The following is a 23,043-nucleotide window of genomic DNA, read 5'->3' as shown; positions in this document are numbered from 1 at the left end:
GGCGGTCAGCTGGTGTGCCAACCCGGGACATCTGCCCCATAAGCGGGCTGATTTCGCCGTGGGGATGACAGATTGATAACGTCCTTACTAGTCTCTGCTCTCGAACCTCTGTCCTGACTATCGCTCGACCGGGCGAAGCGGGGGTTCCCACTGTGGATCCGGGGCGCGGTATTCGGGGGATGCGCCCCGCAGGATCCTGGTGGTAGCAGGAAGGGAACAGCCTTCGTGGCCTCACACCGTCGTCCGAAACCGACCAGCCGTGCGCGCGCTTCGGTCTACACCATGGCGGCGGCGACCGTTGTCGTGATGTCCGCGCAGGGTGCGGCCCAGGCCGCGCCACAGCTCACGCTGAGCCAGGCGAAGGCGGAGCTGACCGCCGACCGTCAGGCCTCGGACGCGGCAGCCAACCAGTACGACACGGCCCAGACCAGCGAGCAGGCGCTCCAGCAGAAGGTCAGCTTCATCCAGCAGGAGGTCGCCCGGCAGCAGGGGGTGATCAACCAGGAGATCGGCCAGCTCGGCGCGACTGCGGCGGCGCAGTACCGGAGCGGTTCGATCGACCCGGCGGTCGAGCTGATGCTCTCGTCGAACCCCACGGACTTCCTGAACGACGCCTCCGCGCAGGGCGAGCTGTCCGCGACCGAGCAGGCGGCGCTGACCGAGCTCCAGTCGCAGGAAGCCGTCATGGCGCGGGAGAAGGCCGAGGCCACCGCCGAACTGACGCAGCAGCAGGCGCTGTTGCAGAAGATGCAGGCGGCGAAGGCCACCAGCGTGGCGAAGATCAAGGCCGCCCAGGCGCTGGTGCAGTCGCTGACCCCGGTCATGCGCGCGCAGGTCAACCAGGGCGGCGGCATGGGCGGCAACGGCCCCACCGCGACCGGCAACACCGGCGGCAACACCGGCGGCAACACCACCGGCACCGGCGGCGTCAACTGCGGCAACGACTGCGCCTCGGACCTCGGCTACGACGGCTCGCTGAACAAGGGCCTGATCGACCTCAGCGGCATATCCCCGCAGGCGCAGACGGCCATGCAGGCGGCCATGAGCGTCATGGGCGACCCCTACTACTTCACCGGCGCCGGCCCGACCCGCTTCGACTGCTCGGGCCTGGTGATGTGGTCCTACGCCCACGCCAACATCGCCCTGCCGCACTCGGCGGCGGACGACGCCTCCGAGGGCAGCGCCGTCGACGGTCTCGCGAACGCCAAGGTCGGCGACATCATCGTGCTCGACGGCTACAACCACGTCGGCCTGTACGCGGGCAACGGCATGCTGCTGAACGCCCCGGCCGACGGCTGGGTGGTCGAACTCATGCCGCTCAGCGACTTCGGCCCGATCGACGCCATCCGCCGGATGTGACCCCTGGGCGGACATTCCGCCACAGGTACTGACAACTGCCGCACCACCGAGCGCCCGCCAGGCTTCGCCCTGGCGGGCGCTCCGTGCTTTTCCCCGAATCCTTGCAACCCGGGCCGCGTCGAATCTTGTTTACCGTGTGAAGAGCGCGGCGCTACCGACCCCAAGGACCACCATGGCGAAACCCAGCAGGCACGACCGTGAATTCACCGAGTACGTGCACGCCCGAAGGGTCTGGCTGCGGCAGCTCGCCTACCTGCTCTGCCAGGACTGGCACCGGGCCGACGACCTGGCCCAGGCCACCCTGCTCAAGCTCTACCTGCACTGGGGCCGGGCCAAGAAGGCGGTCCATCTCGACGCCTACGTCCGCACCATCCTGGTCCGGACGTTCCTCAACGAACAGAAGACCACCTGGTGGGCCCGGATATCGCTGAAGGAGGCCGATATCGAGCCGGTCACCTCCCTCGGCTTCGACGAGAGCTCCCTCGACCTGACCGAGGCCCTCGCCCAGGTCCCCGCGCGGCAGCGCGCCGCGCTGGTGCTGCGCTTCTACTGCGACCTCTCCGTGGAGCAGACCGCCGAGGCGCTCAACTGCTCACCCGGCACCGTCAAGAGCCAGACCGCGCGCGGCCTGGACCGCCTGCGCGCGACCGTCGCCAGCCAACCCGCGATCCAGGACTGAGGAACACACCGCCATGCAGATCGAAACCACGCACGTCGCCGACGCCTTCGCGAGCATGCTCACCGAACCGGCACCGGCCGACACCATCGACCTGGGGCGCGTCCTGACCGAGGGACGCCGACGCCGCACCCGCCGCCGCCTCGGCGGCGCGGCCGCCGCCACCGCGACCGCCTGCCTGGCCGGCGCGCTCGTGCCGACCCTGCTCGCGGCCCACGGCCCGACCGCACCGGCGCAGGTCGGACCGGCCGCGACCAGCACCGCCCCGACCACCGACGCCCGACGGGACCCGCTGCTCCCGACCGCGACCTTCGGCTGGCTCCCGGCCGGGATGAACCAGGTCACGTACATGGGCAACACCATCGAGCAGGCCGTGGTCGGGCCGAGCGGCGACACCCCGGGCATCGGCAGCATCATGCTCTCCACCGGCGGATGGGTGCAGACGCAGACGTCCACCACGGGCATGCGGGTCAGCGGACAGATCAACGGCCATCCGGCCTACACCCGGAGCCGGGCCGCCGGCGCCAACGGCCCGGGCTCGGTGAGCGGGAACGAGGTCTACTTCCAGTCCGCGAGCGGCCAGTGGGTCCAGCTCTCGGGGGACGTCCTGCCGCTGGCCGACACCCTGAAGGTCGCGCAGCACCTGGTGTTCGGCTCCGCCAAGGCCATCCCGCTGCCCTTCCGGTGGAGCGGCCAGAGCACGAACCCGGCCACCCCCGAAGGCTCGTACACCACCGTGGACGGGACGTTCAGCTCGGCCGTCATCGGCACCGAGATCAACGGCGAGAACGTCGGCGTCGTCGCCGTGCCCGCCGACTCCCCCGGCGACGGGATCGCCAAGGACTCCATCCCCCGGAAGTCCGTCACCAGGATCCTGGACGGGCTCAAGATCACCGTCACCATCTCCACCAACAGCAACACCACCCCGGTCACCGGCGACCCCGCGTCCTACTTCAAGGAGGTCACCTCCCTCGGCCCCAACCCGGCCGACTGGACCCGTGACGTCCTCACCACCGGCAACCGGTAACCGCCGACCGCGCCGACCGGCGTCCACCCGGAGACCGTAGGCTCTGGGCGCATGACGACGACGCACAGCTACCACCTGACGGTGGAGTGGACCGGGAACCAGGGCTCCGGCACGGACGGGTACCGGACGTACAGCCGGGCGCACGAGGTGCTGGCCGACGGGAAGGCGCCGATCGCGGCGTCCGCGGACCCGGCGTTCCGGGGCGACCCGGCGCGGTGGAACCCGGAGGAACTGCTGCTGGCGTCCGTGTCGCAGTGCCACCTGCTCTGGTACCTGCACCTGTGCGCGGTCAACGGCGTCGTCGTCACCGACTACGCCGACCAGGCGCAGGGGGTGATGGCCATGGACGCGACCGGCGGCGGGGGCCAGTTCGCCTCGGTCACGCTGCGGCCGGAGGTGACCGTCGCCGACGCCTCCATGGTGGACAAGGCCGTCGCCCTGCACGGCGAGGTGCACGCGGTCTGCTTCATCGCCCGCTCGGTGAACTTCCCGATCACCCACCAGCCGGTGGTCACCGTCGGCTAGCCACTCCCCGGGCCGCCGCCGGGTCCGGCGGCGGCCCGGTGGCGGGTCAGCAGTTCGAGGGGGCCTGCTTCCCGGCGAACCGCGCGGCGATCCACGGCACGTACTGCTTCTGCGCGTCGAAGGGGACCGTGTTGTGGGTCGCCCCCTGGTAGGTGGTGTACTCCACCGGCTGGCTGAAGGTGCAGGCCCGCCTGACGTACTGGGCGGTGGAGTGGGGGTTGATCACCGTGTCGGCGGTCCCCTGCATGACCAGCACCGGGGCGACCGTGGTCACGTAGCCGGGGGTGTTCTCGTGCAGGCGCCGGTGCCAGGCCTCCGGGACCTCGCGCAGCGGCTTGAACAGCGTGTCCAGCTTGTGCACGTCGGCGACGTTGCTCTGGATGACGTCGGCGAAGTGCGACAGGCAGGCGACCCCGTCGCCCCTCAGCCCCTCCAGTCCGGCCGGCTTCAGCACGTCGCCGGCCTTGAGCTCGGGGTAGGCGGCCAGGAAGCCCCGGTACACGTTGATCCGCAGCGCGGCGCTGTGCGCGGCCGAGGAGGCGTTGCGCGGGCCGGGCAGGACCCGGCCCTCGAACTGCGGGCCGAGGTCGGCCGCCGGGGCCAGCGCGGCCACCCCGACCAGGTCCAGCCCCGGGGTGTAGGAGCGGACGTTCTGACCGATGAACAGCGCCGCGCCGCCGCCCTGCGACCAGCCCAGGACCGCGAGGCGGTTGCCCGCGTGGACCGGCTGGAGCCGACGCGCCGCCTCCACCGAGTCCAGCACGTTGTGGGTCTCGGTGTCGGCCACCACGTACTGGTGGACGCCCGGCGTCCCCAGGCCCTGGTAGTCGGTGGCCACCACCACGTCACCGGCGGCGAGGAACTTCGTCAGGGCAGGGACTCCGACGTCGATCGGGTAGGGGCTCTTGTAGGTGTAGTAGTCGACGAGGTTCTGGGCCGGATCCGGCGCGGCCGACGGCGCGCACTGGCGCGGACCGCCGACCGTCCCGTGCGCCCAGGCCACCACGTCGCGGCCGCCCTTCGGCGCCTGCCCGGTCGGCCAGACCACCAGGCCCGAGACGGCGACCCGCCGACCGTCGTGCAGCGTCGAGAGGTAGAGGATCCGGCAGGCCTCGGCGTGCTCGGGGGCCGCGACCCGGCGGGCCCAGATCACGTCGCCGTGCGCACCGGCGGGCAGCGGCGACGGCGGGTTGTAGAAGCCCGCCCCGTCCGGTCCGACCCGGACCCCGGCCGCGCACTGCGCCGAGGGGACCCCCTTGTCCGCGTCCGCGACGGCCGGTGTGCCCAGCACCGGCAGAGTGACGAACGCGGCGACCGCAGCCGCAGCGGTCGCCCGTAGCCAAGCCTTCATCAGGTTTCCCATCACTTGAGAGATGACGCGATCACCATAGGGTCATTTTGTCCGTCTTATAGTGATATGGGATCGCGTGTCGTCTCGCCGCCCCTCCCCCGGCCGGGCGCGGCAGCGTCCAGGGCCGGAAAAGGAGCCGCCGCGCGGGGCCGGATGGAGTCCGGTCCCGCGCGGCGGGGTGGTCCGCTAGCTGCGCGGGTCGGTCACTGGACCACGGACCACACGAAGGTGGCCGATCCGGAGACTCCCTTCGTGTCGGTGGCGGTGACGGTGACGGTGTAGGTGCCGAGGGTGGTGCCGGTGCCGGAGAGGGTGCCGTTGGCGGCGATGCTGACGCCGGGCGGCAGTCCGGTGGCGGTGAAGGTCAGGGACTGCGCGGGGTTGGAGTCCACGGCCTGCACCGCGAAGGAGAACGCGGTGCCCTTGGGGCTGCTGTAGCCGAAGGGGTTGACCACGCCGACGGTCTCCGCGCCGGGCACGCCCGAGTTCGGGGTGACGTTGGCGCTGACCGCGGTGTTGGCCAGGGAGACGCCCGCGGCCGAGGCCCCGGCGGCGATCTGCCCGGTCAACTCCTGGGCCAGGCTGGTGGATCCGGTCAGCGGCAGGTTGCTGGACGCGTCCCCGACCCTGATCGAGTACGTTCCCGCCGGGGCCTCCCACTGGTTGTCCGTCGCCGACCAGTTCGCCAGGTCGTGGACGGTCAGCGGGAAGGTGACGGTGCTGCTCTGCCCCGGGTTGAGGTTCACCCGCTGGAAGGCCTTGAGCTGCTCCGGCGGGTCCTGGCTGGCGGCCGGGTCGCCGACGTACAGCTGGGCCACGTCCGCGCCCGCGACCGACCCGGTGTTGGTGATCGTCGCCGTCGCCGTGGCCGTGCCGTTGGCGTTGAACGCGCCGACGTTGAGGTTGGAGAAGGAGAACTTCGTGTAGGACAGCCCGAAGCCGAACGGGAACGCGGGGGTGATGTTCTGCGACTGGTACCACCGGTACCCGATGTTCACGCCCTCGCTGAAGTCGATCCCGGCGGTGGTGCCCGGCCACTGCGCGGTGGTCTGCGCCGGGACCTGGCTCAGGCTGCTCGGGAAGGTCACCGGCAGCTTGCCGGACGGGTTGGCGGTGCCGAAGATCAGCGCGGCCATCGCGGCGCCGGTCTCCTGTCCGCCGTACCAGTTCTCGAACACCCCGGCCACCGAGTTGAGCCACGGCATGACCACCGGCGAACCGCTGTTGACCACCACGACGGTGTTCGGGTTCACCGCCGCCACGTCCGCGATCATCGTCTCGTCGGTGCTGGACAGGTCCAGCGTGGTCAGGTCGGTCTCCTCGCCCTCCGGCGCGTTCACGTAGATGATCGCGTCGGTGGCCGCCTGGGCCGCGGCGACGGCCTGCGGGATGTCGGTGGTCCCGTTGTCGTTGCCCTGGGTGTAGCTGACCTTGACGTTCGGCCCGGCCGCGTTCTGGATGCCGGTGATCGGCCAGATCGTGTTGGAGCTGGTGACCGTGCCGCTGCCGCCGCCGGCGAGCTCCACTCCGGCGCCGCCGTCGGTGCCGATCACCGCGATCGACTCGTTGCCGTTCGGGTTGAGCGGCAGCAGGCCGTTGTTCTTCAGCAGGACCGTGCCCTCCTCACCGAGTTGCAGCGCGGTCTGCTGGTGCGCCGCGGTGGTGACGCTGGTGGTGAGGGAACCGGTCTGGGCGTTGTCGAACATGCCGAAGGCGAACATCTGGGTCAGGATCCGGGCGACGTTCGCGTTCAGCGTCGCCTGGCTCAGGGTGCCCGCGGTCAGCGCGGAGGACAGGGCGCTCGCGTCCGAGAACGGCATCGCCACGTCCATCCCGGCCTCGGTCGACGGGACGCTGGAGTAGTCCGCGCCCCAGTCCGAGGTGATGTAGCCGCCGAAGTTCGCCTGCGCGTCGAGCCCTTCCTGCTGGATGTCGGCGTTCTGGCAGGAGGCGTCGCCGTTGACCACGGCGTAGGAGCACATCATCGCGGCCGGTGCCGACTGCTCGATGGCCGACTGGAACGGAGCCAGGTACAGCTCCTCCAGCGCCTTCTGACTGACCGTCTCATCCTTGTTGTTGTTGGGGTACTCCTCCTGGTCGTAGGCCGCGGTGTGCTTCACCATGGCCATCACGCCCTGGCTCTGCAGGCCTTGGACCTCGGCCGAGGTGATCTGACCGGCGAGGTACGGGTCTTCGCCGTAGGTCTCGTAGGTCCGGCCCCAACGCGGGTCGCGCACCAGGTTGGTGGTCGGGCCGAGGGAGACGTTCACGCCCTTCCCGGCGAACTCGTTGCCGATCGCCGTCCCCTCCTGCTGGATCAGCGACGGGTCCCAGGTGGCGGCCGCGTTCTCGCCGTCCGGGAAGGCGGTCACGCCGCCGGCCCCGTCACCGACCCCGTTCGGCCCGTCCTCCATGTTGGTCGGCGGGATGCACAGGTCGGGGATGGCCGGGATCTGGCCGATGTAGGTCGAGCCGCCGTCACCGGCGACCAGGCTGAGCTCCTCCGACTGGTCCATGGTGTTGAGCACCTGCTGGACCCGCTGCGAGACCGGCGCGGTGGAACCCACCCACGAGCAGGTGCCGTTGCCGCCGGTGCCGTTGCCGCCGGTGACCGGGGCGACGGTGGTCAGCCCGTAGACGTCGAACTCGAAGATCGAGTAGCCGAACTGGGTGCCCCGGGCGGTGCCGTACATCCGCACGTACCGGTCGGTGGCCGAGACCGGGAACGACTGGGTGCCGCCGGTGCCGGTGGTGGTGGAGTAGACCGTGGTCCAGGTCGAGTTGTCGTTGGACACCTGCACCTGGAACGCCGTGGCGTAGGCGTCCTCCCACAGGATGCCGATGTCGCAGATCTGCTGCTGGGAGCCGAGGTCGACCTCCAGCCACTGCGGGTCGCTGGCCGCGCTGGACCAACGGGTGCCCGGGTCGCCGTCGGTGGCGTCGGCCGCCGGGTAGTCGGTGGCGTCCTGGGTCGAGGAGGCCGTGGTCGGCTGGTCGAGCGCGAGGTCCTGCGTGCCGCAGTACTCGGTCGGACCGGTACCGCCGCCGCCGGTGCCGCCGCCCCCGCCGCCGGTGCCCTGGGTGAAGGCGAGGTAGTGGAAGTTCCAGCCGGTGGCGTCCTGGTCGACGGTGAGCGTCTGCTGACCGGCGGGCAGGGTGACGCTGGCGGTGACCGTGGTCCAGGTCTGGTAGCCGCCGGTGTTCGGCACCGCCACCGAGCCGGTCAGGTTGGTCCCGGCGGCGTTGGCGATGTGCAGCGCGTCAGCGATCGCGTACGGCGAGGCCACCCGGAAGCTGACCGTGTAGACCCCGGCGGTGGCGACGTTGACGGTGTAGTCGAACCACTGCCCGGCCCCGGTCCAGCCGATGTCGTCGGCGCCACCGGCCGCGGTGGTGTCCGCGGTGTCCGCGGTCGCCTCCAGGTCGACGCCGTCCGAACGGTAGCTGTTGGCAGTGCCGTTGGCGGCGGTGACGCTGTACCCCACGCCCTGGCCGCCGGTGTCGTAGTTGGCCGCCTGCACGGTGCCCGGCAGCGCGGCCGGAGTCCCCCCGAACGGCTTGCCGCCGCTGGATCCGCCGCCGCCACCACCCGAAGTCCCCTGAGTGAACGTCAGGTAGTGGAAGTTCCAGCCGTTGGAGTCCTGGTCGACGGTGAGCGTCTGCTGGCCCGCGGGCAGGGTGACGCTGGCGGTGACCGTGGTCCAGGTCTCGTAGCCGCCGGTGTTCGGCACCGCCACCGCGCCGCTCAGGTTGGTCCCGGCGGAGTTGGCGACGTGCAGCGCGTCGGTGATCCCGTACGGCGAGGACACCCGGAAGGCGACGCTGTACGTCCCGGCGGTGGCGACGTTGACGGTGTAGTTGAACCACTGTCCGGCCGTGGTCCAGCCCATGTCGTCGGCGCCACCGGCCGCGCTGGTGTCCTGCGTGTCGGCGGTGGCCTCCAGGTCGACGCCGTCCGAACGGTAGCTGTTGGCAGTGCCGTTGGCGGCGGTGACGCTGTACGCCACGCCCTGGCCGCCGGTGTCGTAGTTCGCCGCCTGCACGGTACCCGGCACAGCGGCGGCGGTACCGCCGAAGGGGGCACCGGCCGCGGCGTAGGCCGCGGTGTGCGCACCGGCCAGCGACAGCGTGAACAGCGCCAGCACCGTGAGCACCGCACGGAAGGCGGGTCGGCGGCGGGGTGGTCGCGACCCGCGGCGCGCGGGCGCCGGTGGCCGTGGTCGGGGGAAGGATCTCATCGTGTTCCTCTCGGTTGCCAGGTCTTGCTCCCCGGTGCCCGGCCGCGGGCGCGGTCGATGGGTGGGTCGGTGGGTACGACCGGCCCGGCCGGGGCCGGATGGTGGTGCCTGCGGACGCGCCAGGGCATGCCGGGGCCCGGCGTCGCCGTGCGGCCGCGAAGCGGCAGCCCAGGGCGCCGGAGGTCGGCTCGCCAGGGGTGGGGGGACGTGCCCTCGGTGGGGGCGGGAAAGGGCCGAGAGAGCGCTCTCTCAGAGAGAGGTTTAGGGCAGGACCGAGAACATGTCAAGGTTCTGCACAGGTTCCGGAAATCGATCATCTGCCCTGCGAATGCCGGGACTTCACCCCGGCGCCAGAACCCGCGCGCCCCGACCCCGGCGCCCGCCCGAAGCTAGCCAGTGCCGCATCAGGCAACGCTCGCCTTGTTCACAACGACGCAGAGGCTTCGTCAACCGCGTGCCTCCTTCTGCCAGATGACGCAGCAGCGGACCGTACTTCCCCGCCCGACGCAGGCCGCCCCAAGGGCCTCGTCGCAAGGGGCGGCCTCTTTTGGACAATCTGCGAACCCGCACCCGCACAAGATCAACTACCGACATCACGTGGCCGCTCAGCTTCGACGGCACCGTCAACGTCCTTGCCGTTGGGTACTACGACCCCCATCACAACGGCTCATGTCGCAGTCCGGGTGAGCGCGAGAGCGGACAGGGCGAGCCGTGGACATGGGACGTTCCTTACATCCAGCCCGCAGCAGAATGCGCATACAGCGACTTCGCCTCGGCGACACAGCTGGCCGACGCGACCAGCGACAACGGCGCCGTGCACGATTACCTCGGGCTTGGCCCGGCTGACCCCGAGACCGGTACGGTGCTGCTCGCCAAAGCCCGAACGCTGACAGCTGACGGGGAGCCGGGCGCGGAGGGATAGGTGCGCGTCCAATCGCGTCTCAGCTGCCCCGGCGGCGTCGGCCCGAGAACAGGCCGCCGGGGCAGCTGAGACGGTTATCGGTAGCTGTGGGCAGTTGAGTCCGGCCCTGCGAGGATGGCGGCGGGACTTTCGTGCTTCACGGGCCATATTTGGATCAGGTGTGTCTCTGCGGGGCTAGCCGATGACGTCTCAGGAGGCGTCCCAGACCGGCCCCTGACGTGTACTCGCACTCGAAGTAGTCCCGGGCTGAGCCGCACCGTGTGGATTGGGGGAACGGAGTAGAGGTCACGGATTGCAATCTCGCCAGACTTGGTAGCAAGATCACGCTCTACGACCATTTCCCACTCTTTATCGAGGATGGCTGGCGGGCTCGTGAGGACGCGGACCTCAACGCTCACGTCCCCCCACTCTGTGCCGGTGATGACTGCTAACCAGTTCTCCTCGCCGGTGGTCAGGCCGTCCGACGGATCCGGCCATGCGTTGTTTCGCAGAGGGGACGACTCTAAGACGTACTGTCCGTCCTGGACACCGATCGTGATCACTTCCGGACCGGGGGCGGGAGTTGGATGACTCATGTCACCACGATGGCGTGCCGTTGGGCAGGATGGCAAGTACGTAGAATGGGTCACCGTCGATTACGCGGTTCGCGCTGTAGAAGCCGCCGGTGAGCCCTCCCTGAGAGTCATTTGCCGACTTGGGGACGATTGCGGTGGAGAAGTTCCCCGGGCCGCTGAAGGATGCTCCTTGATAGGTGCTAGCCATGGGGAACTCATCACACGAGTCGCCGGTTGGCACGGTGACGCTGCCGCAGGCGGCGGTGCGATTCGCTGCTATGTCGGAAGCCGAGGTGTCGCGTGTCAGCAAACTGCCGCCGGGCACGCCCCATTGGATGGACAAAGCTCCGGCTTGCTGGGCGTTGTAGATATGCTGCGCAACGGGCGCGACGAGCGGGTTCTTAGTGGAGTCGTAGGTGAGTGTGGGGATGTTGTCCTCGTTTACACAGGCGTCCGTGGTGGTGAGGACGTTGTCACAGCGACCTGGCATCGTGCCGCTTTGCCCGTCGTATGAACCGTTTTCGATTACGCCGAAGCCATAGGTTGGGGACTGAAACCAGACGCCAAGGAATCCGTCCAGACTATCAATGGAATTGGCGACGGTAGTTCCTACGGTTGATGCAGGACCAGCGTCGAATCCCTGCCACACGAAGTCGTTCTCCGTAGTGTCGTTGGCGAAGAATGTCGGAGTTCCGTCATTTGATCCAGCTGGTTCTAGTTCTGCTGCCAGGCAGGTCGACTGGTTGGTGTCGCAGAGGTTCGAGATGGAGAGCTCAGCGCCCTCGCTGAGGTCACCCCAGCCATTGCTGTTGTACATGGCCAGCTCGTGAATCCAACTACCGGTGAGCGAGGGACTGTACAGGATCCACTGGTAATCCGTCACATACACTTCGCCAGTGATCTCCGTGTCGCCGTCGTTGTCGGTCGTCCACGTGTAGATGTCCCATTGGGACGCACTGCAGGTCGTGAACCTGTCAGGGTTGCTGATCCCTAGAGATGGGACGCTGAACAGGCTGTTGCACTGAGAGGGGACAGGATAGTCGACACTTCCCGTAGGGCCTATGGTTACGGTGTCGGCTGCATGGTCGGTTCGATTCCTGATTTGGCGTTGCTTGGACTGCTGTTTGCGCAGTTCGGATATGAGTCCGGGCGAGGGAGTCGCTTGGCGCGCGCCCTCGCAAAGCTCTTTCGGTTCATGGGGGCCGGGTGCTGCGTGGGCGACCACGTGGCATGCCTTGGCGGGAATTTCTGCGATCTTGATCTGTTGCTGAACTGAGACCGTGGATGCGCTGGGCATCGCGGACGCCACTGCCGAGTTCCCCCAGGAAATGCCTAACGTGAGAGCGACGGCAAGTACGACGGCACGTATGTTCCGGAACAAATGATTCCCCATTCTCCGCGTGTTGGCCTTATCAGATTCCATGCCTCTCGGGGGCCTCGCGGCGACTTGGTCATAATTTTGCATGAGACTTGACGTGGGCTGATAATGGCTTGCTTTGAGGAACTTTGGCGAGATACGCCCTGGATTATTTGGGCACTCCCTATATAATCCTGACGCTGATCGCCATTCACTGATCGTCGGCGCGGGGGCGTTGAACGGAGTTGCCACCGTGGCCCGGTCTCTGCCCGGCCCGGACTCGATCATCGGCTACCGCAAGGACGGCCGACCGATCCGCCCATTCTCGGCGCCTCCGAGGACGACATCTCGAACCCCGGCACCGGCGGTGCGCTCGCAGTGGACCAGGAGACACTGGGCAAGCTCCTCGCCCGGAAGAAGGAGCAGGGGCGCCGCGCCGCCTCGAAGTCCCTGCTGGACGAGCTGGGATTCACCTCGAAGGACGAGGCCGCCGCCTGGGTGAAGTCGCAGCGCTACGCCCAGACGGCGCAGTTGTCGGACAGGGAGCGCCGCGAGCGGGCCGCCGCCGAAGCCGATGCCCGCGAAGCCGCAGCATCGGTGTTCTGTGAGGTCCCGCAGGCGGCCATGCAGGCCGCGACGTTCCCCGGGCGAGCCGGGCCAAGGTATGGCCTGGCATCGTCACGCAGAAGGCGACGGTCACATGATCGGCGGGCAAGTCCTAACTAGTCGACCGCGGTGACCGCGGTGAGCAGTACCACCGCGTCCTCCAGGGCGCGCAGGCCGTGGCGTTCCCGGGGCACGGGGTGCAGGGCGCCCAGCGGGACGGGGTGTTCGGCGGTGGCGGTGGTGAGCGTGACGGCGCCGCGCAGGGTCTGGACGCTGGCGGCCAGGGGGGCGTTGTGCTCGTCCAGGACCGATCCGGCGGTGAGCGCGATCACGGTCTGCCGCAGCGGGCCCTGGTGCAGCAGCAGGTGGGCGCTGCGGCCGTGGGGGTCGGCGTGGGCCTTGGCGAGGTGTTCCTCGCAGAGCTTTCCGAGGTCGTCCACGGTCTGCCTCCTGGGGTGCGGCACGGGCCCTGGTTCCACTCTGCCCGCTGCGCGGCGCGGCGCAAGTCAGCGGCGCGGCCCCGGCGGCCGGACCGGGGGTCAGCGGGGTTCGGGCAGGCGGCGGACCAGCATCAGCGCCACGTCGTCCTGGCGCGGGACGACCGCCAGTACCGGGCGCACCAGGCACTCCGCGAGCTGGTCGAGCCGGTCCGCGCCGGTGTCCGTGCCCGGCGGCGGCGTGCCGCGCAGGCAGTCCTGGATCCGCGAGAGCATCGCCCGCACCGACTCCTCGATGTCGTCCTGGCGGGTCTCGACCAGGCCGTCGGTGTAGAGCAGCAGCGCGTCACCGGGGGCGAGCACCGTCCTGGTCCACGGGTAGGTGGCGCTCGGGTCGACGCCCAGCGGCGGGCCGCCGGGGATGGCGAACTCGCTGACCCGGGGCCGAGTGCAGTTGATCATGACCGGGTGCGGGTGCCCGGCGCGCGCGGCCAGCAGCTCGCCGGTGTCCGGGTTCAGCTGGAGGTAGCAGCAGGTGGCGAACAGGTCGGTGTCGAGTCCGGCCAGCAGCCGCCCGGTGCGGGCCAGCACCTCGGACGGGCCGTGGCCCTCCGCGGCGAAGGCCCGGATCGCTATCCGCAGCTGCCCCATCACCGCCGACGCCTCGGCGCTGTGGCCCTGGACGTCGCCGATGACCAGGCCGACGCTGCCGTCGGCGAGCCGCAGCTGGTCGTACCAGTCGCCACCGGCGAGCATCCCGGCGCTGGCGGGCAGGTAGCGGACGACGCTGTCGAAGCCCGCGAGGTCGGGCAGGCGGCGCGGCAGCATCGCCCGTTGCAGCTGGGTGGCCCGCTGGTGCTCGGTGTCGTAGAGCTTGGCCCGGGCCAGGGCCTGGGCCAGGATGCCGGAGAGGGCGGTGAACATGGCCCGCTTCTCGTCGTCGAAGACCCGGCTGCCGGTGAAGGCGAACAGGCAGGCGCCGACCCACACGTCCGAGCTGGACAGCGGCAGCACCGCCCAGGAGCGGGTCTCGATGACCCCGCCGTCGGGGCCGCGCACCTCGATGTCCTCGACGAACAGCGGCCGGGACTCGGTGACGGCGGTGCGCATCGCCTCGGCCGCCTGGTCGCGCAGCCCGGTCAGGCTCTCGCGGACGTGCTCGCCGTAGGCGGCGGCGCCGATCCAGGAGGAGTCGTCCTCGTAGATCACGTCGATCAGCAGGTTGTCGGCGCCCAGGGAGGGGCGGGCGATGTCGGTCATCACCCGCAGCACGTCGGCGACGGTGGTGGCCCGGGACAGCGCCCGGGCGAGGATCAGCACGAAGGAGCTGTCGTCGCTGCGGGCCGTGAGCAGGCCGCTGAGCGCGGTGGAGCCGGACTCCTGGGCGCTGGCCGGATCGGTCGGCCGGGCCAGGTTGACCGGGTCCGGGCCCTCGTCGGTGCGGTCCAGCAGCAGCCCGATGAACCGCTCCGGGCGGCCGTCGGCGCCGAACAGCACCTCGCCGCGCTCCTCGATCCGGCGCACCCGGCCGTCCGGGTGATTCACCTGGTACCAGTTGCGGTACGCGCCGCCGGTCTCGATGACCCGGGCGGTGGACGCGGCCAGCCGGGCGGCGTCCGCCGGGTCCAGCGCCGCGAAGAAGGCCTCGGCGCGGCCGTCGAACTCGTCCGGGGCGACGCCGACCAGGCGGCAGACGACCTCGTCCCAGAAGATGGCGCCGGTCACCATGTCCCACTCGTAGGCCCCGGCCTTGGCCGCCTGCGCCGCCAGTGCCAGCCGGGGCTCCAGCGCCAGCTGCCGCGCCCCGGGCCGATCGGGGTCGGCGGCGTCGACCGGGTCGGCGTCGTCCGGGGGACGAGCATCCATGGCGAGGCCCTCCCGACGGTGACGAGGTGTGATGACGAGGCCTGCTCGGCACGTCATGACATCCGTATCATTTTGTCACTATTGTGGGAAATCGCCCATTTCCCGAAGCGTGGGCGGCAGGCGTCTTGCCGATCGAGACCAGGGGCGTCAGCCGCGATCATGGCCGTGACTGCTGATCCACCCGCCGCACGTCGCTGGCCTGCACGGATACCCTTCCCGCGGATATCGGGGGCGGTCCGGCGCGGGCGTCGGGGATTGCCATCGACTCCCCCGCCCGGATAGCCTCCCCGCAGGTCATGAGTGTCAGCGACAAGCCCTGGCTTGCTGACCGGCAACCCTCCTCACGCGGCGGGGTGCTCCAGGTGACGACCAGGCGGGCCCGACCGGGTACCGCAAGCGCGGGAGCGAACGGCTCGGGCCGATCGAGGCGGAGGTGACGAGAGTGCAGGCACGGCAGACGCACGCGTTCCCCGCGATCGAGCCCCGCGGCGGCCTCCTCGGGTCCTTCTCCCGCCGCCACATCGACCTGCAGCGCGTCGCCGGCGCGCTGTGTACGAGCTGACGACGCCCGTTCCGCACGGCTGACCGGAAACCGGTCCCCCTCAGCGGTCCAGCGGCAGCGTCCCGCACCGCATCCGTAGGCGTCCGCCGCAGGCACACCCCCGACCGACCCAGAACCGGTCCGCCGCCCCGGCCCGCTCCCCAGCGCCAGATCAGCGCCAGCACTGTCAGCCTCACCCACTCCGGGGCTGCGGACGTCGTCAGCACGTGCGCAGCCGAGTAGAGAGCGAATCTGTCATGCCCTCCTCCCCCATATCGCCCGCCGCCGACGACGCCGCCGACGTCGAAGGCTCCCCCGCCGCGCCGCTGCACCTCGCCGTCGCCCTCGACGGCGCCGGCTGGCACCCGGCCGCCTGGCGCGAACCCCGCGCCCGCCCGGCCGAACTGCTCACCGCTCGCTACTGGAGCGACCTGGTCGCCGAGGCCGAGCGCGGACTGCTGGACTTCGTCACCATCGAGGACTCGCTCAGCCTCCAGTCCACGCAGCCCCTCCAGGGCCCGGACGACCGTACCGACCAGGTGCGCGGACGGCTCGACGCGGTGCTGATCGCCGCGCGGATCGCGCCGCTGAGCCGCCGGATCGGCCTGGTGCCGACCGCCATCGCCACCCACACCGAGCCGTTCCACCTGTCGAAGGCCATCGCCACCCTCGACTACGTCAGCGGCGGCCGGGCCGGGATCCGGGTGCAGATCTCCGGCCGCCCGGACGAGACCGCGCACTTCGGCCGCCGCGAGTTCCCGCCGCTGCCGACCGACGCGGCCGGGTTCGCCTCCCCCGAGTTCCAGCAGGCGATCACCGCCCGCTTCGACGAGGCCGCCGACTACGTCGAGGTGCTGCGCCGGCTCTGGGACAGCTGGGAGGACGACGCGGAGATCCGCGACACCGCCACCGGCCGCTTCGTGGACCGCAAGAAGCTGCACTACATCGACTTCCAGGGCGAGTACTTCAGCGTCAAGGGCCCGTCGATCACGCCCCGCCCGCCGCAGGGCCAGCCGCTGGTCACCGCGCTCGGCCACATGACCGTGCCGTACCAGCTGATCGCCCGCGCCACCGACGTCGGCTACGTCACCCCGCGCGACGCCGCCCACGCCCGGGAGATCACCGCCGAGATCCGCGCCGAGCAGGCCGCCGCCGGGCGCGCCGGGGAGACCCTGCACGTCTTCGGCGACCTGGTGGTGTTCCTGGACGACGACGCTGCCGCCGCCGCGGACCGCAAGGACCGGCTGGACCAGCTCGCCGGTGCCGAACTCCAGAGCGACGCCCGGATCTTCACCGGAACCGCCGCCCAACTCGCGGATCTGCTGCTGGAGTTGCAGCAGGCCGGGCTGACCGGATTCCGACTGCGCCCGGGCGCGCTGCCGGACGACCTGGAGCAGATCACCCGGCGGCTGGTGCCGGAGCTGCAACGGCGCGGCGCCTTCCGGCTCGGCTACGAGGCGGACACCCTGCGCGGCCTGCTGGGCCTGCCGCGCCCGGCCAACCGCTACGCCAACTCCCCTGTCGCCGCCGCTATCTGACGCCCGGAAGGACTGTCCGACCATGAGCAAGCCCGTCAAGCAGATCCACCTCGCCGCGCACTTCCCCGGCGTCAACAACACCACCGTCTGGAGTGATCCGCGCTCCGGCAGCCACATCGAGTTCGAGTCCTTCGTTCACCTCGCGCAGACTGCCGAGCGGGCCAAGTTCGACTTCCTGTTCCTCGCCGAGGGCCTGCGCCTGCGCGAACAGGGCGGCGAGATCTACGACCTGGACGTGGTCGGCCGCCCGGACACGTTCACCGTGCTGGCCGCCCTGGCCGCGGTCACCGACCGGCTCGGACTGACCGGCACCATCAACTCGACGTTCAACGAGCCCTACGAGGTCGCCCGGCAGTTCGCCAGCCTGGACCACCTCTCGGCCGGGCGCGCCGCCTGGAACGTGGTCACCTCCTGGGACGCCTTCACCGGCGAGAACTTCCGCCGCGGCGGCTTCCTGGAGCAGCAGCAGCGCTACTCGCGGGCCAAGCAGTTCCTGGACACCGCCTGGGAGCTGTTCGACTCCTGGCGCGGCGACGAGATCGCCGCCGACAAGGACTCCGGGGTCTTCCTGACCGACCCGCTCGCCGGTTCGTTCCGCCACCAGGACGATCACTTCGACATCGGCGGGCAGTTCAACGTCCCGCGGAGCCCGCAGGGGCGACCGGTGATCTTCCAGGCCGGGGACTCGGAGGAGGGCCGCGAGTTCGCCGCCTCCACCGCCGACGCGATCTTCAGCAGGCACAGCACCCTGGACGCCGGGAAGGCCTTCTACACCGACGTCAAGGGCCGACTGGCCCGCTACGGCCGCGGCCACGACCAGCTGCTGATCCTCCCGGCGGCGACCTTCGTCCTCGGCGACACCGAGGCCGAGGCCGCCGAACTGGCGCACGAGGTACGGCTCCAGCAGTTCAGCGGGCAGACCGCGATCAAGCTGCTGGAGCAGGTGTGGAACCGGGACCTTTCGGCCTACGACCCGGACGGGCCGCTGCCGGAGATCGACCCGCTGATCGGCGAGCACACCATCGCCAAGGGCCGGGCCAGCGTCCGCAACGGCCGTGACCCGATCGAGCTGGCCAACGAGTGGCGGGCGCGGGCCGAGGCGGAGAAGCTCTCCATCCGCGAGCTGATCGCCGCCGTCGGCGGACGCCAGTCCTTCATCGGCACCCCGGCCACCGTCGCCGAGACCATCAACCAGTTCGTGCAGGAGGACGCCAGCGACGGCTTCATCCTGGTCCCGCACATCACGCCGTCCGGCCTGGACGAGTTCGCCGACACGGTGGTGCCGCTGCTCCAGGAGCGCGGGGTGTTCCGCACCGAGTACGAGGGCGAGACGCTGCGCGACCACCTCGGGCTCGGCACGCCGACCCCGGCGGCCGCCGCCGAGGCGGTGGCCTCGTGAAGTTCCTGGCGATCACCCTGATCACGCACTTCCCCGACCCGGTCACCGGGGAGTACCAGCCGACCGGCGAGCGCTTCCGCGAGGTGCTGGACAACGCGGTCCTGGCCGAGGAGCTGGGCTTCGACGGCTTCGGCGTCGGCGAGCGGCACGAGCGCCCGTTCATCTCCTCCTCGCCGCCGGTGGTGCTCAGCCACATCGCCGCGCTGACCTCGCGGATCCGGCTGTTCACCGCGGTCACCACGCTCAGCCTGCTGGACCCGGTGCGCGCCTACGAGGACTACGCCACGCTGGACCACCTCTCCGGCGGACGGCTTGAGCTGATCATCGGCAAGGGCAACGGCTCGGCCCAGCGCGAGCTGTTCCAGGTCACCCCCGAGGACCAGTGGGACCGCAACGCCGAGAGCTACGAGCTGTTCCGGCAGATCTGGCGCAACGGCAAGGTCACCGCCGAGGCGAAGTTCCGCCCCTCGCTGCACGACGCCGAGGTGTGGCCGCGTCCGTTGCAACGGCCGGTCCGGGTCTGGCACGGCAGCGCCACCAGCCGGGAGTCGGTGGACCTGGCGGCCCGCTACGGCGACCCGCTGTTCTCCGCCAACGTCACCAACCCGATCGAGCCCTACGCCGAACTCGTCCGCTACTACCGGGAGCGCTGGGAGCACTACGGCCACGACCCGGCGGCGATCGCGGTCGGCGCGGGCAGCGCGGGGTACTACGCGGCGCGCACCTCGCAGGAGGCGGTGAGCGCCTACCGGCCGCTGTTCGAGGCTCAGTTGGGCTTCCTCAAACAGCACGGCCTGGAGCCGGTGTTCACCAGCCTGGAGGACTTCGTGGAGCGCAGCTCGGCGCTGATCGGCAGTCCGCAGCAGGTGATCGAGAAAGTGCACCGCTACCACGAGCAGTTCGGCCACACGGTGCAGCACATCCGGGCCGAGGCAAGCGGCCTGACGGAGAGTCAGCACCGGGATTCGCTGGAGCTGTTCCAGTCGGAGATCGCGCCGGTGCTGCGCCGCGAGATCCCGGACCCGCCGTGGCCGTGGGCCCCGGTCGACCCCGCCGAGCCCGTCCCGACAACTCCCTGAAGCCTCTCCGAGGCAGCTGCCCGAAAGGGGTACCGCTCATGAGCACGACTCCGCTCGCCGTCCTCGACCTGGTGCCGATCTCCTCCGGATCGAACGCCACCGAGGCGCTGCGCAACACCATCGACCTCGCCCAGCAGGCGGAACGCTTCGGCTACGCCCGCTACTGGTTCGCCGAGCACCACCTCAACCCCGGCGTCGCCGGGACCTCCCCGGCGGTGGTGCTGGCGCTGACCGCGTCGGCCACCTCGACCATCCGGATCGGCTCCGGCGCGGTGCAGCTCGGGCACCGCACCGCGCTGTCCACGGTGGAGGAGTTCGGCCTGGTCGACGCCCTGCACCCGGGGCGGCTGGACCTCGGCCTCGGCCGCTCCGGCGGCCGACCGGCCGCGCCGGTGCGCCAGCCCGCCCTGGTCGGCGGGACGCCGGTGGTGGACGGCCGGGCCCCGAACGGGCTGCTGATCCCGCCGAAGTTCAACTTCGAGGGGCTGCTGAAGTCCCCGCGCTTCGCCCTGCACAAGGAGCTGCTGGTGCAGGCAGGCGCGCAGCCGCAGGACTACGCCGAGCAGGTGGGCGACATCCTGGCGCTGCTGCGCGGCGACTACCGCTCGGCGGACGGCGTGGAGGCGCACATCGTGCCCGGCGAGGGCGCGGACCTGCAGGTGTGGATCCTCGGCAGCAGCGGCGGCGAGAGCGCCGAGGTCGCCGGTGCCAACGGGCTGCGGTTCGCCGCGAACTACCACGTCAGCCCGGGGACGGTGCTGGAGGCCGCCGAGGGCTACCGGGCCGCCTTCCGCCCGTCGGCGGTGCTGGAGCAGCCCTATGTCACGGTCTCCGCCGACGTGGTGGTGGCCGAGGACGAGGCGACCGCGCGGGAGCTGGCCACCGGCTACGGCCCGTGGGTGCGCAGCATCCGCACCGCCGAGGGCGCGATCCAGTTCCCGACCCCGGACGAGGCCCGGGCGCTGCCCTGGACCGAGGCCGACCGGGCCCTGGTGGCGGACCGGGTGGACACCCAGTTCGTGGGCACCGCCGCGCAGGTGGCGGACCAGCTGGAGCTGCTGCGGGACGCCACCGGCGCCGACGAGCTGGTGATCACCACGATCACCCACGGCCACGCCGACCGGGTCCGCTCCTACGAGCTGCTGGCGCAGGAGTGGGCGCGCCGCTGAACCGGCACTGAACCAGCGCTGAACCACCACTGAACCACCACTGAAGCGGCGCTGAACTGCCGCCAAAGCCCGAGCAAGCCTCCGGTAAAGGGTCAACTGCCCTTTGCTGGAGGCTTGTTGGCGTTCCGGCCAGAGTGCTGCGGATCACACCGAAAACGATACGGAGTTTAATCTCCGCTTATGTTAGCGTACGCATGCGGAGTCGAATCTCCGGTTAACCTCTTCGGTGGGAACACGCATCCTTATGGCTCGAACCAGTACCCGTCCGCACTACAACGTCACCTTCGCCGTGCTACTCCTCGGAGTCGCGGCGTACTCCCTGCTCCAGTCGATGGTCATCCCGGTGCTGCCGACGCTGATGACGGACCTGCACACCACCCAGGACACCGCGACCTGGCTGATGACCGGCTACCTGCTGTCGGCCTCGGTGGCCACCCCGATCCTCGGCCGCATCGGCGACATGGTCGGCAAGGAGCGGATGCTCATCGTCACGCTGCTCGCGCTGACCGGCGGCTCGGTGCTGGCGGGCCTGTCGAACTCGATCTCGCTGATGATCGTCGCGCGGGTGATCCAGGGCCTCGGCGGCGGCGTGCTGCCGATCTCCTTCGGCATCATCCGTGACGAGTTCCCCGCGGAGCGGGTGCGCGGGGCCGTCGGCATCACCGCCGCGCTCACCGCCTTCGGCGGCGGCATAGGCCTGCTGCTGGCCGGTCCGATCGTCGACAACATGGACTACCACTGGCTGTTCTGGTTCCCCGCGATCATGACCGGTGTCGCCACCGTCGCCACCTTCCTGTGGGTGCCCGAGTCCCCGGTGCGCACCCCCGGCCGGATCAGCTGGGGCGCCGCGCTGCTGCTCTCCGGCTGGCTGGTGGCGCTGCTGCTGGCCGTCAGCGAGGGCCCGACCTGGGGCTGGGGCTCCGCCCGGATCATCGGCCTGTTCGTCGCCACCGTGGTCTTCGCCGCGCTGTGGATCATGGTCGAGCTGCGCTCCGACGCCCCGCTGATCGACATGCGGATGATGCGGATCCCGGCCGTGTGGACCGCGAACCTGGTCGCGCTGCTGTTCGGCGTGGTGATGTACACCACGATGACCTTCCTGCCGCAGCTGGTGCAGACCCCGGAGAAGCTGGCCGGGTACGGCTTCGGCGCGAGCATCACCCAGTCCGGCATCTACATGCTGCCGATGACCATCGGCATGTTCATCTTCGGTGTGCTCAGCGGTCCGCTGTCGGTCCGCTTCGGCTCCAAGATGGTGCTGGTCGCCGGGAGCCTGCTGACCATCGTCCCGTTCGTGCTGCTCGGCACGGCCGACGACCGGGCCTGGGAGATCTACGTCGCGTCCAGCGTCATGGGCATCGGCATGGGCCTGGCCTTCTCCTCGATGTCCTCGATCGTGGTCGAGGCGGTCTCGCCCGCGCAGACCGGTGTGGCCAGCGGCATGAACGCCAACATCCGCACCATCGGCGGCGCGATCGGCAGCGGCATCGCGGCCAGTATCCTTGCCAACGGCGTGACGATCGCGCACCCGCTGCCCAAGGCGTCCGGATACACCACCACCTTCTGGATGATGGCCGGGGCGGCGGTCCTGGCCACGGTCGCGGCGCTGCTCATTCCGGCCGCTCGCAAGAGCGCCGGGAAGACGGTCTCGGAGCACCTCGGCACGCAGGCTCCGGGCACCCAGGACGCGCCCGAGGGTGAGGAAGCGAAAACCGTATGACCGACGACCCGGCCCGGCCCGCGCCCACCGGTAGCACCAAGGCACTGCGACGCGACGCCGAGGAGAACCGCCAACGGCTGCTGCGGGCCGCCTGGGAGGTCTTCGCCGAACTCGGCCCGGAGGCCGGGGTCGAGGAGATCGCCCGCCGTGCCGGGGTCGGCATGGGCACCCTCTATCGGCGCTTCCCCACCAAGGAGGCACTGGTCCTGGCGCTGAACGACGCGCTGATGGAGGAACTGCTCGAACACACCAGGCAGACGCTGGCCCGGGACGAGAGCGGCGCCGGCCTGGAGGAGTGCCTCTGGTTCACCGGCAAGGTGATGTCGGCGCACCAGGGCTGCCTCTCCCGGCTCTGGCAGGGCAACCTGCCGAGTGCCGACCCGCGCCGCCAGGAGCACTGGGCGATCGTCCGCAAGCTGCTGGAGCGGGCGCAGGAGGCGGGCCGGGTCCGCGCGGACCTGACGCTGACCGACGTCTACCTGGCCGTGCTGGCGCTGCGCGGCCTGGTCGAGGAGACCGGCACCATCGCCCCCGAGGCCTGGATGCGGTTCCTGGAGGTCCAACTCGCGGGCTTCCGCCCGGCGATCACCCGGGAGCTGGGGTACACCCCGGCCGACGACGCGCTGGTACGCCGCGGCGTCGGCCGCTGGGTGAGCCCGCCGCACGAGGACTGACCCGG

18 protein-coding genes and 1 riboswitch are annotated in these 23,043 nt (G+C 70.4%); of the genes, 13 read left to right on the top strand and 5 right to left on the bottom strand.

The window, feature by feature from the left end; genetic code table 11:
- Positions 1 to 306 precede the first annotated feature (306 nt).
- The 4 genes from GXP74_RS07325 to GXP74_RS07310 all read left to right on the top strand — a co-directional run bounded on the left by GXP74_RS07325 (position 307) and on the right by GXP74_RS07310 (position 3,587).
- Positions 307 to 1,359 carry an NlpC/P60 family protein gene (locus GXP74_RS07325; RefSeq protein WP_182450580.1) on the top strand — a complete coding sequence of 351 codons (1,053 nt, stop codon included), beginning with the start codon at positions 307 to 309 and terminating at the stop codon, positions 1,357 to 1,359.
- A 172-nt stretch (positions 1,360 to 1,531) separates the two neighbouring features.
- On the top strand, positions 1,532 to 2,038 hold the full coding sequence (locus tag GXP74_RS07320; RefSeq protein WP_182450579.1) for a SigE family RNA polymerase sigma factor: 507 nt from the start codon (positions 1,532 to 1,534) through the stop codon (positions 2,036 to 2,038).
- Between the two features lie 13 nt (positions 2,039 to 2,051).
- On the top strand, positions 2,052 to 3,062 hold the full coding sequence (locus tag GXP74_RS07315; RefSeq protein WP_182450578.1) for a hypothetical protein: 1,011 nt from the start codon (positions 2,052 to 2,054) through the stop codon (positions 3,060 to 3,062).
- A gap of 51 nt (positions 3,063 to 3,113) precedes the next feature.
- The gene (locus tag GXP74_RS07310) at positions 3,114 to 3,587 is read left to right on the top strand and encodes an OsmC family protein (RefSeq protein WP_182450577.1); all 474 of its coding nucleotides are present in this window, start codon (positions 3,114 to 3,116) and stop codon (positions 3,585 to 3,587) included.
- A gap of 46 nt (positions 3,588 to 3,633) precedes the next feature.
- On the opposite strand, the gene GXP74_RS07305 is transcribed toward GXP74_RS07310, so the two are convergent.
- Both GXP74_RS07305 and GXP74_RS07300 read right to left on the bottom strand, forming a co-directional pair.
- Positions 3,634 to 4,938: a lipase family protein gene (locus tag GXP74_RS07305; RefSeq protein ID WP_182450576.1), complete on the bottom strand. Its 1,305-nt coding sequence runs from the start codon at positions 4,936 to 4,938 to the stop codon at positions 3,634 to 3,636.
- Between the two features lie 203 nt (positions 4,939 to 5,141).
- On the bottom strand, positions 5,142 to 9,092 hold the full coding sequence (locus tag GXP74_RS07300; protein ID WP_225447776.1) for a glycoside hydrolase family 3 C-terminal domain-containing protein: 3,951 nt from the start codon (positions 9,090 to 9,092) through the stop codon (positions 5,142 to 5,144).
- A 631-nt stretch (positions 9,093 to 9,723) separates the two neighbouring features.
- Between GXP74_RS07300 and GXP74_RS07295 the strand changes: the two genes are divergently transcribed.
- Positions 9,724 to 10,098, top strand: a complete 375-nt coding sequence (locus tag GXP74_RS07295; RefSeq protein ID WP_182450574.1) for a hypothetical protein — start codon at positions 9,724 to 9,726, stop codon at positions 10,096 to 10,098.
- A gap of 576 nt (positions 10,099 to 10,674) precedes the next feature.
- Here the strand turns inward: GXP74_RS07295 and GXP74_RS07290 are convergent.
- Positions 10,675 to 11,949: a NucA/NucB deoxyribonuclease domain-containing protein gene (locus GXP74_RS07290; protein ID WP_182450573.1), complete on the bottom strand. Its 1,275-nt coding sequence runs from the start codon at positions 11,947 to 11,949 to the stop codon at positions 10,675 to 10,677.
- A gap of 438 nt (positions 11,950 to 12,387) precedes the next feature.
- Here GXP74_RS07290 and GXP74_RS07285 point away from each other — a divergent pair, with 438 nt between their 5' ends.
- Positions 12,388 to 12,735: a hypothetical protein gene (locus GXP74_RS07285; protein ID WP_182450572.1), complete on the top strand. Its 348-nt coding sequence runs from the start codon at positions 12,388 to 12,390 to the stop codon at positions 12,733 to 12,735.
- On the opposite strand, the gene GXP74_RS07280 is transcribed toward GXP74_RS07285, so the two are convergent.
- Together GXP74_RS07280 and GXP74_RS07275 are read right to left on the bottom strand one after the other, a co-directional pair.
- A complete protein-coding gene (locus GXP74_RS07280; RefSeq protein ID WP_182450571.1) occupies positions 12,732 to 13,055 on the bottom strand; it encodes a cupin in 324 nt (107 codons plus the stop codon). The genes GXP74_RS07285 and GXP74_RS07280 overlap by 4 nt on opposite strands.
- A gap of 99 nt (positions 13,056 to 13,154) precedes the next feature.
- Positions 13,155 to 14,918: a SpoIIE family protein phosphatase gene (locus GXP74_RS07275; RefSeq protein ID WP_182450570.1), complete on the bottom strand. Its 1,764-nt coding sequence runs from the start codon at positions 14,916 to 14,918 to the stop codon at positions 13,155 to 13,157.
- 292 nt (positions 14,919 to 15,210) lie between these two features.
- Positions 15,211 to 15,323, top strand: a riboswitch (SAM riboswitch).
- Between the two features lie 28 nt (positions 15,324 to 15,351).
- Between GXP74_RS07275 and GXP74_RS42050 the strand changes: the two genes are divergently transcribed.
- From GXP74_RS42050 to GXP74_RS07245, 7 genes are all read left to right on the top strand, one after another.
- Positions 15,352 to 15,480 (top strand): putative leader peptide, encoded by a 129-nt coding sequence (locus GXP74_RS42050; RefSeq protein ID WP_370468391.1) that lies wholly within the window; start codon positions 15,352 to 15,354, stop codon positions 15,478 to 15,480.
- Between the two features lie 236 nt (positions 15,481 to 15,716).
- Positions 15,717 to 16,997 carry an LLM class flavin-dependent oxidoreductase gene (locus GXP74_RS07270; protein ID WP_182450569.1) on the top strand — a complete coding sequence of 427 codons (1,281 nt, stop codon included), beginning with the start codon at positions 15,717 to 15,719 and terminating at the stop codon, positions 16,995 to 16,997.
- A gap of 22 nt (positions 16,998 to 17,019) precedes the next feature.
- The gene (locus GXP74_RS07265; protein ID WP_182450568.1) at positions 17,020 to 18,396 is read left to right on the top strand and encodes an NtaA/DmoA family FMN-dependent monooxygenase; all 1,377 of its coding nucleotides are present in this window, start codon (positions 17,020 to 17,022) and stop codon (positions 18,394 to 18,396) included.
- A complete protein-coding gene (locus GXP74_RS07260; RefSeq protein WP_182450567.1) occupies positions 18,393 to 19,475 on the top strand; it encodes an LLM class flavin-dependent oxidoreductase in 1,083 nt (360 codons plus the stop codon). The genes GXP74_RS07265 and GXP74_RS07260 overlap by 4 nt, the downstream gene beginning before the upstream one ends.
- 38 nt (positions 19,476 to 19,513) lie before the next feature.
- Positions 19,514 to 20,644, top strand: a complete 1,131-nt coding sequence (locus tag GXP74_RS07255; protein WP_182450566.1) for an LLM class flavin-dependent oxidoreductase — start codon at positions 19,514 to 19,516, stop codon at positions 20,642 to 20,644.
- A gap of 244 nt (positions 20,645 to 20,888) precedes the next feature.
- Entirely contained in the window at positions 20,889 to 22,364 is a 1,476-nt protein-coding gene (locus tag GXP74_RS07250) for an MFS transporter (protein ID WP_182450565.1), read from the top strand.
- A complete protein-coding gene (locus GXP74_RS07245; RefSeq protein WP_182450564.1) occupies positions 22,361 to 23,038 on the top strand; it encodes a TetR/AcrR family transcriptional regulator in 678 nt (225 codons plus the stop codon). Before GXP74_RS07250 ends, GXP74_RS07245 begins: the two co-directional genes overlap by 4 nt.
- Positions 23,039 to 23,043: the final 5 nt, after the last annotated feature.

Origin of the sequence: Streptacidiphilus sp. P02-A3a, from assembly GCF_014084105.1 — a bacterium.
Taxonomy (GTDB): Bacteria; Actinomycetota; Actinomycetes; order Streptomycetales; family Streptomycetaceae; genus Streptacidiphilus.
The sequence above is the reverse complement of the archived record's forward strand: the minus strand, read 5'-3'. Positions and strand labels throughout refer to the sequence as shown.

What these genes read in the sequence shown, in the direction of transcription:
- GXP74_RS07325 (WP_182450580.1), top strand. Translation starts at nt 307, where the DNA reads ATGTCCGCGCAGGGTGCGGCCCAGGCCGCGCCACAGCTCACGCTGAGC.
- GXP74_RS07320 (WP_182450579.1), top strand. Translation starts at nt 1,532, where the DNA reads ATGGCGAAACCCAGCAGGCACGACCGTGAATTCACCGAGTACGTGCAC.
- GXP74_RS07315 (WP_182450578.1), top strand. Translation starts at nt 2,052, where the DNA reads ATGCAGATCGAAACCACGCACGTCGCCGACGCCTTCGCGAGCATGCTC.
- GXP74_RS07310 (WP_182450577.1), top strand. Translation starts at nt 3,114, where the DNA reads ATGACGACGACGCACAGCTACCACCTGACGGTGGAGTGGACCGGGAAC.
- GXP74_RS07305 (WP_182450576.1), bottom strand. Translation starts at nt 4,938, where the DNA reads ATGAAGGCTTGGCTACGGGCGACCGCTGCGGCTGCGGTCGCCGCGTTC.
- GXP74_RS07290 (WP_182450573.1), bottom strand. Translation starts at nt 11,949, where the DNA reads ATGCCCAGCGCATCCACGGTCTCAGTTCAGCAACAGATCAAGATCGCA.
- GXP74_RS07275 (WP_182450570.1), bottom strand. Translation starts at nt 14,918, where the DNA reads ATGGATGCTCGTCCCCCGGACGACGCCGACCCGGTCGACGCCGCCGAC.
- GXP74_RS07270 (WP_182450569.1), top strand. Translation starts at nt 15,717, where the DNA reads ATGCCCTCCTCCCCCATATCGCCCGCCGCCGACGACGCCGCCGACGTC.
- GXP74_RS07265 (WP_182450568.1), top strand. Translation starts at nt 17,020, where the DNA reads ATGAGCAAGCCCGTCAAGCAGATCCACCTCGCCGCGCACTTCCCCGGC.
- GXP74_RS07255 (WP_182450566.1), top strand. Translation starts at nt 19,514, where the DNA reads ATGAGCACGACTCCGCTCGCCGTCCTCGACCTGGTGCCGATCTCCTCC.
- GXP74_RS07250 (WP_182450565.1), top strand. Translation starts at nt 20,889, where the DNA reads ATGGCTCGAACCAGTACCCGTCCGCACTACAACGTCACCTTCGCCGTG.
- GXP74_RS07245 (WP_182450564.1), top strand. Translation starts at nt 22,361, where the DNA reads ATGACCGACGACCCGGCCCGGCCCGCGCCCACCGGTAGCACCAAGGCA.